The 14,042-nt window shown below is 56.9% G+C and carries 14 protein-coding genes; 6 read left to right on the top strand and 8 right to left on the bottom strand.

Going from position 1 to position 14,042, the window contains the following annotated elements; translation table 11 throughout:
* The first annotated feature begins 21 nt into the window (after positions 1 to 21).
* The gene (locus ACOTY9_RS10870; RefSeq protein ID WP_348565711.1) at positions 22 to 954 is read left to right on the top strand and encodes a DMT family transporter; all 933 of its coding nucleotides are present in this window, start codon (positions 22 to 24) and stop codon (positions 952 to 954) included.
* Between the two features lie 256 nt (positions 955 to 1,210).
* On the opposite strand, the gene ACOTY9_RS10865 is transcribed toward ACOTY9_RS10870, so the two are convergent.
* Together ACOTY9_RS10865 and ACOTY9_RS10860 are read right to left on the bottom strand one after the other, a co-directional pair.
* Positions 1,211 to 1,666: a hypothetical protein gene (locus tag ACOTY9_RS10865; RefSeq protein WP_348565710.1), complete on the bottom strand. Its 456-nt coding sequence runs from the start codon at positions 1,664 to 1,666 to the stop codon at positions 1,211 to 1,213.
* Between the two features lie 369 nt (positions 1,667 to 2,035).
* The gene (locus tag ACOTY9_RS10860; protein ID WP_047344433.1) at positions 2,036 to 2,917 is read right to left on the bottom strand and encodes a LysR family transcriptional regulator; all 882 of its coding nucleotides are present in this window, start codon (positions 2,915 to 2,917) and stop codon (positions 2,036 to 2,038) included.
* Positions 2,918 to 3,022: 105 nt separating this feature from the next.
* Between ACOTY9_RS10860 and budA the strand changes: the two genes are divergently transcribed.
* From budA to ACOTY9_RS10840, 4 genes are all read left to right on the top strand, one after another.
* A complete protein-coding gene (gene budA / locus ACOTY9_RS10855; RefSeq protein ID WP_014882917.1) occupies positions 3,023 to 3,802 on the top strand; it encodes an acetolactate decarboxylase in 780 nt (259 codons plus the stop codon).
* 13 nt (positions 3,803 to 3,815) lie between these two features.
* Positions 3,816 to 5,495 carry an acetolactate synthase AlsS gene (gene alsS / locus ACOTY9_RS10850; RefSeq protein ID WP_045134276.1) on the top strand — a complete coding sequence of 560 codons (1,680 nt, stop codon included), beginning with the start codon at positions 3,816 to 3,818 and terminating at the stop codon, positions 5,493 to 5,495.
* Positions 5,496 to 5,515: 20 nt separating this feature from the next.
* Positions 5,516 to 6,286 (top strand): (S)-acetoin forming diacetyl reductase, encoded by a 771-nt coding sequence (locus ACOTY9_RS10845; RefSeq protein ID WP_014882919.1) that lies wholly within the window; start codon positions 5,516 to 5,518, stop codon positions 6,284 to 6,286.
* A 131-nt stretch (positions 6,287 to 6,417) separates the two neighbouring features.
* Complete coding sequence (locus tag ACOTY9_RS10840) at positions 6,418 to 6,891, top strand: cold-shock protein (RefSeq protein ID WP_014882920.1); 474 nt, start codon at positions 6,418 to 6,420, stop codon at positions 6,889 to 6,891.
* Between the two features lie 108 nt (positions 6,892 to 6,999).
* Here ACOTY9_RS10840 and ACOTY9_RS10835 read toward each other — a convergent pair whose 3' ends face one another.
* The 5 genes from ACOTY9_RS10835 to ACOTY9_RS10815 all read right to left on the bottom strand — a co-directional run bounded on the left by ACOTY9_RS10835 (position 7,000) and on the right by ACOTY9_RS10815 (position 12,032).
* Entirely contained in the window at positions 7,000 to 7,704 is a 705-nt protein-coding gene (locus tag ACOTY9_RS10835) for an ABC transporter ATP-binding protein (protein ID WP_180253804.1), read from the bottom strand.
* Positions 7,685 to 8,527, bottom strand: coding sequence for an ABC transporter ATP-binding protein (locus ACOTY9_RS10830; RefSeq protein WP_180253803.1), 843 nt, complete (start codon positions 8,525 to 8,527; stop codon positions 7,685 to 7,687). Before ACOTY9_RS10830 ends, ACOTY9_RS10835 begins: the two co-directional genes overlap by 20 nt.
* Positions 8,520 to 9,353 (bottom strand): ABC transporter permease, encoded by an 834-nt coding sequence (locus ACOTY9_RS10825; protein ID WP_348565709.1) that lies wholly within the window; start codon positions 9,351 to 9,353, stop codon positions 8,520 to 8,522. The genes ACOTY9_RS10830 and ACOTY9_RS10825 overlap by 8 nt, the downstream gene beginning before the upstream one ends.
* Complete coding sequence (locus tag ACOTY9_RS10820; RefSeq protein WP_200924961.1) at positions 9,353 to 10,366, bottom strand: ABC transporter permease; 1,014 nt, start codon at positions 10,364 to 10,366, stop codon at positions 9,353 to 9,355. The genes ACOTY9_RS10825 and ACOTY9_RS10820 overlap by 1 nt, the downstream gene beginning before the upstream one ends.
* A gap of 97 nt (positions 10,367 to 10,463) precedes the next feature.
* Positions 10,464 to 12,032 (bottom strand): ABC transporter substrate-binding protein, encoded by a 1,569-nt coding sequence (locus ACOTY9_RS10815; protein ID WP_348565708.1) that lies wholly within the window; start codon positions 12,030 to 12,032, stop codon positions 10,464 to 10,466.
* A gap of 201 nt (positions 12,033 to 12,233) precedes the next feature.
* Between ACOTY9_RS10815 and ACOTY9_RS10810 the strand changes: the two genes are divergently transcribed.
* Positions 12,234 to 12,932: a GNAT family protein gene (locus ACOTY9_RS10810; protein WP_348565707.1), complete on the top strand. Its 699-nt coding sequence runs from the start codon at positions 12,234 to 12,236 to the stop codon at positions 12,930 to 12,932.
* Between the two features lie 327 nt (positions 12,933 to 13,259).
* Here the strand turns inward: ACOTY9_RS10810 and ACOTY9_RS10805 are convergent, their stop codons facing one another.
* Positions 13,260 to 14,000, bottom strand: coding sequence for an SDR family oxidoreductase (locus ACOTY9_RS10805; RefSeq protein ID WP_023332331.1), 741 nt, complete (start codon positions 13,998 to 14,000; stop codon positions 13,260 to 13,262).
* Positions 14,001 to 14,042 lie beyond the last annotated feature (42 nt).

Below are 14,042 nucleotides of genomic sequence, written 5' to 3'. Positions count from 1 at the left end.
ATCGATTTGATGGAGAATTAAGTGACGGTACAACGAAAACCGGTTGACACATATGCCACACTGGTCATGACCTCGCTGTGTATAGTCTGGGGAATTCAGCAGGTCGCAATTAAAGGCGTAGCTGATGAAATTTCCCCGGTTCTGCAAGTAGCAATCAGAAGTGGAGCTGCTGCGGGCCTTATATGTTTTATGATGATTCTTAAAAAAACGCCACTCAGAAATTTTGCTAATTGCTTAGTTCCCGGGGGAGCTGTGGGCGTACTTTTTGGTTTGCAATTCCTGTTTGTTGCTGAAGGCCTGCGATATACGTCGGCATCGCACATGTCAGTATTCCTATACACCGCACCAATTTTTGCTGCTCTGGGGCTACAGTTTTTTAGGCGCGATGAACGACTAAGTGCACCGCAATGGATAGGGATAGCAATTACATTTGCAGGGATTTGCGTTGCGTTTCTGACAGGTAATGTTTCAGGGGATAGTTCCAGCCAGACACTGGCAGGAGATATAATGGGTTTATTTGCTGGCCTGTCATGGGGAGCCACTACCGTACTCGTCCAATGCTCATCTCTTAGTGAGTCGCCGGCTTCTCATACGCTTTTTTTCCAGCTCGCAGGGGGTGTTTTAGTTTTATCATCCTACTCATACTTCTCCGGCCAAAATCACTTTGTACCCGGCACCTTCGGGATTATTAGTTTAATCTTTCAAAGCGTAATAGTTGGCTTTCTGAGTTATTTAGCCTGGTACAGTTTAATGCGGAAATACATGGCATCTCAGCTCGGTGTTCTCTCATTCATGACGCCTTTATTTGGGGTCATTACAGCAGTATTTATTTTGAGAGAACAGCTGCAGCCAGGGTTTATTTCAGGATCGATGCTAATTCTGAGTGGCATAAGTATCGTTAGCGGCTGGCCCTGGTTCAGGTCGAGATTTTTAACTGGGTTAGTTAAAAAATAAAGATGACTGTCGGATTATTACAGGTAATGTGACGATTTCAGCGAGCATATTCAGAGATGGCTGATTTAACGACCAAAGATGCTAGTACGCTTTACAGGCTCTAATGCAAAGAATAAATCATCCATAATGCATAAATCTTTAGCCTGATTTATGTCTGCTTCTCGCTCTTAACAGACATTCAACATACACCGTTGTATTTTGCATAAGGCCGAAATCCTGCATCTTATCCAGCAGAACCCCGGCCCCATCACCTCCCTCAGTGCGCCGTTATATACGGCTCCTTCACAAACTCCGCCAGTAGCCAGACCATATCATGCAGTAGCCCGACGAGTTCTTTCGCCACGCTCGCAGGCAGTGTCCCGCCCATCACCGCCAGCGTTAACGCCACGGCATAGTCCACTTGCAGCGTCGTTTCCTGCCAGCAGTCCGGCACGCAGGAGGTAATCTTTTCACCTACAATCAATTGCTCAACCAGATACGACGGAAGCTCCGAGTCACAGCACTCGCGCAGCCGTTTCAGCGCAGCCAGCAGTCGCTCGCATAGCGTGGTAAACGTCACTGTGTCGTCAGTTTCCACCAGCACGCTGACATACGCAGTGCAGGCATCAGCCAGTTCGAAGAGATCCGCAGAAACGGGAAGTTGCAGGTGGAGAAGATGATAAACAGCGCTTTCTTCAGTAAGCGCGTAAGACAGGGAAGGGATAGTTGTCATGTGATTTTCCTTTTTAAACATACTCCAGACCACCACATAAGTTCCTACGCTCATGGGTGGTAGCGCTGACGGAGGTAGGAATACCGCACATGACAAAGCGGCCAACCTTTCGGTTGCTCCGCCAGCGCGACCATATTTTAACGGGATGAGCACTGTCGCGACAAAAATAATTGCCGTGTCATGTATGCGGGTTCCTACGCCCGGTTACGGATGTGCCGCAACGCAGGCACTTTACGACCGTGAAGAATGGATGAAAAGCGATGCCCCTGAATTACATAAGGTTGCTTGCAGGTTTGCGAGGCGGCTTCCAGAAGGGCATTGCCGGGTGGCGGCTACGCCTTACCCGGCCTACAAAAACCTATACAGCCGCTACCCCTCACTCATCATCGTTAAAAACCGCTTCACCGTCCGCGAACGCTCAAACCGACGCCAGCAGAGCGCGATATCGGTATAAAGTTCCGGTGAGTTCAACGCATGATAGGTGACATTCGGCGGAGAAATGGCCGCCATCGATTTCGGCACCAGCGCGAATCCGCCGCCCGCGGAAACCATGCTCAGCGATGACGAAAGCTGTGACGCCTGCAGCGCATGCTGCACGTTAATGCCGGCCCGCTCGCAGTAGCTGTAAACCCGGTCATACAATCCCGGCGCGACCTCCTGCGGGAACAGCACCACCGGTGTATCCCGCAGCTGCTCTAAGGCCAGCGAATCGCTCTCCGCCAGCGGATGGTCGCGGTGCAGCGCCACCACCATCGGCTCGCGGTCGAGAATTTTGATTTCAAACATCTTGCTGCTTTCGCACGGCAGGCGCACGAAGGCGATATCCAGTTCACCGTCCGCCAGCATCGTCGTCAGCGACGACATATTGGCTTCTACCTGATGAACCTGCACCGCCATGTTCTGCACCTGAAACTGACGGATTAGCGCGAAAATCTGAGGATGAAAAGCGTCGGAGCTGGTGATGCCTATCGACAGGCTGCCGTTCAGCCCGCGCGCGATGCCGCGCGCTTTCTCCAGCGCGGCGTCGCTCAGCGCCAGGATCTTACAGGCGTCCTCATAGAAGGCTTCTCCCGCCTCGGTCAGCTCTACGCCTCGCGTCAGACGCCTGAACAGCGGGGTGCCCACTTCCTCTTCGAGCCGTTTGATCTGCTGACTCAGAGGTGGCTGTGAAATGCCCAGCGCTTTGGCTGCTTTGGTGAAGTGTCGCTCGCGTGCAACCGCGACAAAATACCGCAGATAACGAAGTTCCATATCTAAAACGTCTCAAACCAGCATGGTTTCTATATTGGAACTCTCTGCTGAATCGGGTCAACATTTATTTAACCTTTCTAAATAAAGTTGAAGAGGACGAGCATGATGATGCATTCATCTGCCTGCGACTGTGAGGCCAGCTTGTGCGAGACCCTGCGTGGGTTCTCCGCCCAGCATCCTGACAGCGTGATCTATCAAACATCGCTAATGAGCGCTCTGCTAAGTGGCGTATACGAAGGTGAGACCACCATCGCCGATCTGCTGGCACACGGTGATTTTGGCCTGGGTACGTTCAACGAACTGGATGGCGAAATGATTGCCTTCAGCAGCCAGGTATACCAGCTGCGTGCCGACGGCAGCGCCCGGGCCGCGAAGCCGGAGCAGAAAACGCCGTTCGCGGTGATGACCTGGTTTCAGCCGCAGTACCGTAAAACCTTTGATACGCCGGTCAGCCGTCAGCAGATCCACGATGTGATCGACCAGCAAATCCCGTCCGATAACCTGTTCTGTGCGTTGCGTATCGACGGTAATTTCCGCCACGCCCACACCCGCACCGTACCGCGCCAGACGCCGCCGTACCGGGCGATGACCGACGTGCTGGATGACCAGCCGGTGTTCCGCTTCAACCAGCGCGAGGGCGTGCTGGTCGGGTTCCGCACCCCGCAGCATATGCAGGGCATTAACGTGGCCGGTTATCACGAGCATTTTATTACTGACGACCGTCAGGGAGGGGGACACCTGCTCGACTATCAGCTTGAGAGCGGTGTGCTCACCTTCGGCGAAATTCACAAGCTCATGATTGACCTGCCCGCCGACAGCGCATTTTTACAGGCCAACCTTCACCCCAGCAATCTGGATGCAGCGATCCGTTCCGTCGAAAACTAACAGGAGAACTACCGTGAACAGTGAGAAACAGTCACGTCAGTGGGCGCATGGCGCCGATATGGTTGTCGGCCAGCTGGAAGCGCAGGGCGTGAAGCAGGTGTTCGGGATCCCGGGGGCGAAAATCGACAAAGTGTTTGACTCCCTGCTGGACTCCTCCATCGAGATCATTCCCGTGCGTCACGAAGCGAATGCGGCGTTTATGGCGGCAGCGGTAGGGCGGTTGACCGGTAAAGCCGGGGTGGCGCTGGTGACCTCCGGTCCCGGCTGTTCCAATCTGATCACCGGCATTGCCACCGCCAACAGCGAGGGCGACCCGGTGGTCGCCCTGGGCGGGGCGGTCAAACGCGCGGATAAAGCGAAGCTGGTGCACCAGAGCATGGACACCGTCGCCATGTTCAGCCCGGTGACCAAATATGCCGTTGAAGTCAGCTCGCCGGACGCGATTGCCGAGGTGGTATCGAACGCGTTTCGCGCTGCCGAGCACGGCAGGCCGGGGGGCGCGTTCGTCAGCCTGCCGCAGGATATCGTCGACCAGCCTGCGACGGGGGCGATTTTACCCGCCAGTGGTGCGGCGCTGATGGGTCCGGCACCGGAGTCTGCGATTAACGACGTGGCGAAGCTTATCGAAAACGCTAAAAACCCGGTCATTTTACTTGGCCTGATGGCCAGCCAGCCCGCGAACAGCGATGCCCTGCGTAAGCTGCTGGAGAAAAGCCGTATCCCTGTCACCAGCACCTATCAGGCCGCCGGGGCGGTGAACCAGGAGAACTTTACCCGCTTTGCCGGACGCGTCGGCCTGTTCAATAACCAGGCGGGCGACCGACTACTGCATCTGGCGGATCTGATTATCTGCATCGGCTACAGCCCGGTGGAGTACGAGCCGTCTATGTGGAACAGCGGCGACGCCACGCTGGTGCACATTGACGTGCTGCCTGCCTATGAAGAGCGTAACTACGTGCCGGATCTTGAGCTGGTGGGGGATATCGCCGGAACGCTGAACCTGCTTGCCAGCCGGATCGAGCATAAGCTGGAGCTGAGCCAGCGCGCCTCTGAAATCCTGGTCGATCGTCAGCATCAGCGGGATCTGCTCGATCGTCGCGGCGCCTCGCTCAACCAGTTTGCCCTGCACCCGCTGCGCATCGTGCGCGCCATGCAGGACATCGTCAATAACGACGTGACCCTGACCGTGGATATGGGCAGCTTCCACATCTGGATCGCCCGCTACCTCTACAGCTTCCGCGCGCGTCAGGTGATGATCTCCAACGGCCAGCAAACCATGGGCGTTGCCCTGCCGTGGGCGATTGGTGCCTGGCTGGTGAACCCGGGCCGCAAGGTGGTATCGGTCTCCGGTGACGGCGGTTTCCTGCAGTCGAGCATGGAGCTGGAAACCGCGGTGCGCCTGAACGCCAACGTGCTGCACATCATCTGGGTAGATAACGCCTACAACATGGTGGCGATCCAGGAAGAGAAAAAATACCAGCGCCTTTCCGGCGTCGAGTTCGGCCCGGTCGATTTCAAAGTCTATGCCGATGCCTTCGGCGCGAAAGGCTTTGCCGTGGAGAGTGCTGAAGCGCTCGAACCGACGCTGCGCGCGGCGATGGATGTCGATGGCCCGGCCGTGGTGGCCATTCCCGTCGACTACAGCGATAACCCGCTGCTGATGGGCCAGCTCCATCTCAGCCAGATTTTGTGACTCAATATAAGGACAGAGAAATGCAAAAAGTTGCTCTCGTAACCGGCTCAGGCCAGGGGATTGGTAAAGCGATTGCGCTGCGCCTGGTGAAGGATGGCTTTGCCGTTGCCATTGCCGACTATAACGATGAGACGGCAAGAGCCGTCGCCGATGAAATCATCCGCAACGGCGGCAAGGCTGTCGCCGTGAAGGTGGATGTCTCTGACCGCGAGCAGGTGTTTGCGGCGGTGGAAAAAGCGCGCACCGCGCTGGGCGGATTTAACGTCATCGTTAATAACGCCGGGATTGCGCCGTCCACGCCTATCGAATCCATCACGCCAGAGATTGTCGACAAGGTCTACAACATCAACGTGAAAGGGGTGATCTGGGGTATTCAGGCTGCCATCGACGCGTTCCGCAAAGAGGGGCACGGCGGGAAGATTATCAACGCCTGCTCCCAGGCAGGCCACACCGGCAACCCGGAACTGGCCGTGTACAGCTCCAGCAAGTTCGCGGTTCGCGGTTTAACCCAGACCGCAGCGCGAGACCTTGCTCCGCTGGGCATCACCGTTAACGCCTATTGCCCGGGCATTGTCAAAACGCCGATGTGGGCAGAAATCGACCGTCAGGTCTCCGAGGCGGCGGGCAAACCGCTTGGCTACGGGACGGAAACTTTTGCCAAACGCATCACGCTGGGTCGTTTGTCCGAGCCGGAAGATGTCGCCGCCTGCGTTTCATACCTCGCCGGGCCGGATTCTGATTACATGACCGGGCAATCCTTATTGATTGATGGTGGGATGGTGTTCAACTAAATACTAATAAGCTCTGACATGAGTTTTCCCCTGCCCCCGTGCAGGGGCTTTTTTTTGTCTCCTTAGCCATTGTGCATTACACTGCGCGCTGCAAAACTTTAGTCATTACGATCTGACAGGCGGTAACAGCGATGAACGGAACAATCACAACGTGGTTTAAAGATAAAGGCTTTGGATTTATCAAAGATGAAAACGGCGATAACCGCTATTTTCATGTGATTAAGGTCGCCAACCCTGATCTGATTAAGAAAGATGCGGCGGTGACGTTCGAACCGACGACGAATAATAAAGGCCTTTCCGCCTATGCGGTGAAGGTGATCCCCGAGAGTAAACACCTCTATATTGCGGGCGAGCGCGTGAAGCTCACCTCGATCAAATCCTTCGTGGTGTTCAGCGAAGAAGAGCCGGTTGAAACCAAAATCGACAAAGAAAACGCGGTGCTGTCGGTGGGTCTGCTGATGAACAGCATTAAACCGAAATCCGAGGTAAAATCGGGTGAAATGCGCACCGTGAAGAAGCTGGCGATCACGACCTTCCAGAACACGACGCTGATCTTTACCGAAGATGAAATTGACATTGACGCTACGGTCAAGCTGCTGAAGTGATTTGTTGCCGGGTGGCGGCGATGCCTTACCCGGCCTACGAAAAACCCTCAACGCGGCACGAAACGTAGGCCCGGTAAGCATCGCGCCACCGGGCACAGCCGCACCCGTTTACCCCATCCTGTGCTCGCCCCGTAACATCGCCTCCCGATCAAACACCTTCTGGATCTCCCCGTGTGCCATAAATGCCGCCCGGTCGGACATATGGGCAATCACGTCCGCATCGTGGCTCACAAGAAGATAGGTCATGTCGTGGGCGGCTTTCAGGCGGTTGAGCAGGTTCAGAATTTCCGCCTGCACGGACATATCCAGTGCCGAGGTCGGTTCATCCAGCAGCAGAAGCTGCGGGCGCAACAGCAGCGCACGGGCAATCGCCACGCGCTGACGCTGGCCGCCGGAAAGCTGGTGCGGATAACGTTTCCCCGCATCGGCAGACAGGCCCACCTGTTTAAGCGCATCCGCCACCTTTTCCGCAATCTGCGTTTCGCCATGGATGTTCAACGGCTCCGACAGCGTGCGTGCAATGGTGTGGTTCGGGTGCAAAGACGCCCACGGATCCTGAAACACCATCTGCACGTTGCGACGCAGCGTGCCTTGAAAACGTCGCCCGGGCGTTAACGTCTCTCCCAGTAGCGTAATGTTCCCGCGCCACTCGCGCTGCAGCCCCGCCAGCACGCGCAGAAGGGTCGATTTCCCGCAGCCGGATTCCCCGATCAGGCTGAAGGTTTCGCCTTTCGCGATGGTAAAGCTGGCGGCAGAGACCGCCGTCTTTTCCCCGAAGGTGACCTGAACCTGGTTAACCCCAACGAGCGCCATCGTTCGCCTCCTTCCACGGCTGCGAACGGTCGAGCGTCGGCAGCATCTGCCCAAAGGTATTGGCATTTGGCCTGCAGGTCCACAGGGTGCGCGTATACGGATGCATTGCCTGAGGGAGTTGGCTTGCCGCCATCTCATCTACCTTTTCGCCCTGATACATCACCAGCACGCGGTCGCAGTGTTCCGCCACCAGCGGCAGGTCATGGCTGATTAACAGCATCGCCATCTGGCGCGCTTCACACTGCTGCACCAGCAGTTCGAGGATCTGGTTGCGCAGGCGAGCGTCCAGCGCTGAGGTCGGTTCGTCGGCAATCAGCACCTGCGGGTTGTTAATGAGCGCAATCGCAATCATCACCCGCTGGCCCATGCCGCCGGAAAGTTCGCCGGGATAACGCTGAAGCACATGTTCGCTCAGTCCGACAGCGCGAATGATGTCGTGAATGCGCGCCACGCGTTCTGAACGGGGCAGGCGCTGATGCAGCGTGAGCGCCTCGTCAAGCTGGGCGGCAACGCTTTTCACCGGATTGAGCGCGTAGCGCGGGTCCTGCAAAACCATCGCAATCCCGTTGCCGCGCAGCGCTTGCCAGCGGCGGGCGTTCAGGGTCAGCAGATCGTTGCCCAGCACGTTAAGTTGCCGGGCGCTCACCATGCCGGGCTTACGTACCAGCCCCATCAGGGCGCGGGCAGACATCGATTTACCCGAGCCGGATTCACCCACCAGCGCCAGACGCTCGTTGCCAAGCGTAAAGCTCAGGTTGTTGACCACGCGTGCGGCGGGGTAGTCGATATTCAGCGCATCGACGATAACGCGGTGTTCAGTCATGTTGCGGCTCCAGTACGTCACGCAGGCCATCGCCTAGCAGGTTAAAGGCCAGGCTGGCAAACAGAATGGCTCCGCCGGGAATGGCGGCGATCCACCACTGGTCGAAAATCACCTGCATGCCGTCAGCAATCATTGCCCCCCATTCAGCCATTGGCGGACGGGCGCCAAGGCCGAGGAAACCGAGCCCGGCTGCGGCCAGAATAATGCCGGCCAGATCCAGCGCCAGCCGCACAATCGCAGACGGCAGACACAGCGGCAGAATATGGCCGACCAGCAGGCGCGGGCCGCGAATTCCCATCATCCCGGCAGCGGCCAGATAATCACTGTGGCGCAGACGCTGAATTTCACTTCGCGCCTGACGTGCATAAGCAGGCCAGGTGGTTAAGGCCAGCGCCAGCGCGCCGTTGACCAGCCCCGGACCCAGCATCGCCACAAACGCGAATGCAAGGATGAGGCGCGGCATCGACATCACCACGTCGGTAAAGCGCATCAGGAGGCGCTCCATCCAGCCGCCGTAGTAGCCGGACAGGATCCCCACCAGCAGCCCGGTGGGCAGGGTAATGACCGTCACTAAGGCCACCAGCCCGAGCGCCGGACGGGTGCCGTAAATCAGGCGCGAGAGCAGGTCGCGCCCGTAGCTGTCGGTGCCGAGCCAGTGCTGGCTATTCGGTGCCTGCAGGCGCGAGGCGGCGTCCTGCCAGTTCGGGTCAACCGGTGCAAGCCAGGAGGCGAACAGGGCGATCACCATCAGCAGCACGATGGCAATCAACCCGCAAAAGGCGGCAGGAGAACGGCGCAGGCGACGTATAAAGAGATAAAACGGCATCAGCGCACCCTGGGATCGGTTGCCTGCACAAGCAGGTCGGTAAGGTTATTGATCAGCACAAAACAGATGCCAATCAGCAGCGTGCCGCCCATGACGGCGGTAGTGTCTCCGGCGAACAGGGCGGTGGTGAGGTAGCGTCCGATGCCTGGCCAGGAGAAGACGGTTTCCGTTAATACCGCACCTTCCAGCATGCTGGTGTAGGCCAGCGCAATCACCGTCAGCAGGGTGCTGCGAATGTTCGGCAGCACGTGGCGCAGCAGAATAGTCATCTCCCCGGCCCCCTTGGCGCGAGCGAGCAGGATGTACTCTTTGTTCATTTCGCTCAGACAGGCGGAGCGCGTCAGGCGGGTAATGCTTGCGAGCGAGTAATAGGCCAGCAGCAGCACCGGCAGCACAAGGTGGCTGAGGGCGTTGCGAAACGCCTCGCGATCGCCAGAAAGCCAGGTATCCACCAGCGCAAAGCCGGTGCGTGGTTCGACGGTGAACTGCCAGATGTCATCCAGCCTGCCGGGACCCGCGCTCCACTGCAGCTTCGCGTAGAACAGGGCCAGCATCAGCAGGCCAAGCCAGAAAATCGGCACCGAGTTGCCGAGCAGGGTGAGCGTTCTGAGCGTTAAATCAAGCGGCGAACCGGCATAGCGGGCGCACAGCACCCCGGCAATCACGCCGAGCACGGCGCCGATGATTAAGGCCAGCGTAGCCAGTTCGAGCGTGGCGGGAAAAGCGTGCAGCAAGTCCTGCAACACCGGCTGGCCGGTGGCGCTGGCAGTGCCCAGATCACCGTGGGCAAGGTCTTGCAGGTAGTACCAGAACTGCACGGGCAGGGGGCGATCTAACCCGAGCTGGTGGCGAACCTGATCGTAGGTGGACTGGCTGGCGTGATCGCCGACGATCTGCAGCACGCGATCGACCGGTGAAAATGCCGAGAGCGCAAACGTGACGAGCAGCAGCCCGAAAAGCGTGAGCAGCAGAGTCAGCAGAGCCTGAAGCACGCGGGTGGAAAGATGTGGCATGGGAAATCTCTTCATGCCGGGTGGCGGCTTCGCCTTACCCGGCCTACAAAACCGAGAACACAGGCCGGGTAAGCGCAGCGCCACCCGGCAACAAAGGCTACTTCGTGACGCGATCGTACCAGACCATGTCCGCGTTCAAGCCCTGCTGATATCCCTTCACGTTATCGCGCACCACGATCTGGGTTTTGCCCTGATCGACGAACACATACGGCGAGCTATGTTGCAGCTGTTCCTGCATTTTCTTGTACAGATCCAGACGTTTCGCCGGATCCGGCTCGGCAACCGCCGCCAGCGTGGCTTTGTTAAGCTCGGGAATTTTCCAGCTGTTCAGACCGGCTACGGTACTGGATTTGCCATCGTTCCACGCAAAGGCGCTGGCGTTAGAGTGTGCATCAAAGTAGTCCGGGATCCACAGACGAATCGCCGCCTGATGCTGCTTTGCGCGCACGCGGGCATAGACCTGGCTCCCGGCAGCGGGCAGCAGATCGACCTTCACGCCCCCCTGAGCAAAGCTCGCCTGCATGGACTGGGCGATGGTGATAAACGGCGGCTTGTTCTCCACGTCCAGCGTGAAGTGCGCGTCTTTAATGCCCGCTTTGGCGAGAATTTCTTTCGCCTTAGCCGGGTCAAACGTGAATGGATTCGCTTCCAGCGCGCCCGGCAGACCGACCGGCAGGAAGCTCTGATGCACAAAATACTGGCCTTTCAGCAGGTTTTTGGTAATGCCTTCATAATCAACCAGCCAGCGTGAAGCTTCCCAGAACGCCGGGTTGTTGAGCAGCGGGTTAGCGCTGTTGCCGGTGTTAAACACCAGATAATTTTGCTCGGCGGACGGAATGCTCAGCACCTTCACGCCCGGCTTGCCCTCCAGGGCGCTAATCTGGTCTGCCCCCAGATCGCGCGCCACGTCGGCATCACCCTGCTGGATCAGCAGGCGGCGGGAAGCCGGATCGGGAACGTTTTTAATGATGATGTTTTTAAGCTTCGGCGCGCCGCCGGGAGCCGATTCGTTGGCTTCCAGCACGATAGCCTGATGCGGCTGATAAACGCGCATTTTGAACGCGCCGCTGCCTGCCGAGTGCATTTTCAGCCAGGCGTTGCCGAAGTCGTTGTCCTTCACGTTCGCCACCACCTGCTTTTCATCGACGATGGAGGCAATCGGCGTGGAGAGAATATTCAGCGCCACCGACGGGCTAACGTCCGCCGTCCAGTGAAGCTGGAGGGTATGGTCATCCACTTTTTTCAGCTGGCTGGCGATGTTGCTCGCGTCCCAGCCCAGCACGTTGAGGATAAACGCCGGGGATTTGTTCAGCGTCACGGCGCGGGTATACGAGAAGATCACGTCTTCCGGGCGCAGCGGGTTTCCGGAAGCGAATTTCGCATCGGGCTTAAGTTTGATGGTCAGGGTTTTTGCTGCCGCGTCGGCTTCCCAGCTTTCCGCCAGAATCGGCGTGATTTTTTCCGGGTTATCGCGGTCCGGTTGCACCAGACGCTGATACAGGCTCGGTACGGTCTGGATGCTGGAGAGCTCGTTGGCTTCGGCCGGGTCGAGGCTTACGATGTCATCAAGCCCCTGGGCAACCACTAGCGTATTCGGCGGAGTAGCGGCGTGGACTGCGTTTGAGAGCGCGGCCAGCACCAGTAACGGCAACAGTTTTTTTGTCATAGCGATCCCTGAAATAACTCTATTGTGATTGTTTTATGCTCCGCTACGTTAGGTCGACTAAGACATTCCGCAAAGTCGAAATTCAGCTTTGCTTATGCCTTCCGGGAATAACGCATACGCTAAGGCTATTAGAATGCGCTGCTTTTCGTCCGCTTTTTAACCTGCTATAACAAACTCCTTACCTTTCAGGGAGTCACCGCCGTGCCCGAAATCAATCAACATGGTCAAACCGTTAACGATATTGTTCCAGACTGGAAATGCGCCCGGATCTTAACCCGCACCCCACTTACCGGTCAGTATTGCCGACTGGAGCCGCTGGATACCGATCGCCATTCGGCTGATTTATACGAAGCCTACGCGCTGGGTGATGACAGTGACTGGACGTGGCTTGCCAGCACTCAGCCGGAAAGCGTTGAGGCCACTGCGCACTGGGTGCTGGGAAAGGTGATGGATGACGATCTGGTGCCCTTTGCCGTAATCGATTTACGCACTGAACAGGCGGTAGGGCTGGTGAGTTACATGGCGATTGAGCGGTTTCTCGGCTCGGTGGAAATCGGGCATGTCACCTGGTCGCGCAAAATGAAGGGCACGCGTTTGGGTACCGAGGCGGTGTGGCTGCTGCTGAAAAATGCCTTTGAGCATAAGTACCGTCGACTGGAATGGAAATGCGATTCAATGAACATTGCCTCGCGCAATGCGGCGGAGCGGCTGGGTTTTGTCTGGGAAGGTCGCCTGCGTCAGAAACTTGTGCGCAAAGGGCGTAACCGCGACAGCGATATGCTCTCCATTATTGATGGCGAATGGCCGCAAAGAAACGCGGAGCTGTGCGCCTGGCTGGCTTCGGAGAATTTTGACGCAGAAGGGCGGCAGATCAAGCGGCTTGAGGCATTTCGGTTATAAGTTTTGTATGTAGGGTACAGCTGGAACGGATAATTACTCTGAGGAAATGGCAATTTCAATCAGGTTGGTTTCTCCGGACTGGACACCCTTGGCGTGGCCTGGACCGCTGGCGGTATGCAAATTGATAAAGCCCGTTTTGCCGAGGCTTTGGCATAGCCGTCGGCAATGGCAACCACGCTGCTCTTCTGGAGTGCCAAATATATTTTCTACGTCTTCTCTTTCCAGAAGTTCAAGGAAAATATCGGCACCCGTCCGCATATTTCAATCTGATATAGACGTTAATGATTTAATCATGATGACTCCTCATTTAGCGTTATTTAAGGCATGCTAAAATTCTTCCTGCGTCGGACGAACCACAATTTCATTAATATCAACGTCGCCAGGCTGTTCAATGGCAAATAAAACGGCTCGGGCAATGGCGTCAGCCGGAATAGCCTGCTTATAGAATTCGTGCAAAAACGCCAGGCTGTCTTTATCAGAACTGCCGAACTGCAGTTCGCTTTCGACGGCGCCGGGGGAAATAAGCGTCGTGCGGATGGTTTTCCCCGCCTCCTGACGTAACCCTTCGCTCAGGGCGCGAACGGCAAATTTAGTGGCGCTGTAAACGACGCCGCCGGGGGCAAGCACTTTGATACCCGCAACGGAAGCCACGTTAATAAAGTGTCCGCTACCCTGACGCTGGAACACCGGTAACGCCGCGGCAATGCCGTACAGCACGCCCTTCAGGTTAGTATCAATCATCTTGTCCCACTCGTCGGTTTTGCGCTCGCTGATGGGGGCTATCGCCATGTAACCAGCGTTATTGATCAGTACGTCCACGCGCTGGTAGGCCGTCACAGCGGCATCGATGGCGGCCTGAACCTCTTCCTGACGGGTGACATCGGCCTTCACGGCAATGGCCTTGCCGCCCTGCTGAATAATCTGATCCACCAGGGCATTAATCCTGTCGAGGCGGCGCGCCACCAGCACCAGCGAAAAGGCCTTGTTCGCTAAATACAGGGCAATGGCCTGACCGATGCCGCTGCTGGCGCCGGTGATAACGACAACGTTGTTTGCACTGTTATTCATGATCTTATCTCGCTGTTGAGTAATGCAAAAAATAAAAGGCAG

Origin of the sequence: Enterobacter cloacae complex sp. SHL012 (genome assembly GCF_049237505.1) — a bacterium.
Classification (GTDB): Bacteria; Pseudomonadota; Gammaproteobacteria; order Enterobacterales; family Enterobacteriaceae; genus Enterobacter; species Enterobacter kobei.
Note: the sequence above shows the minus strand (reverse complement) of the source record. Positions and strands in the feature narration are given on the sequence as shown.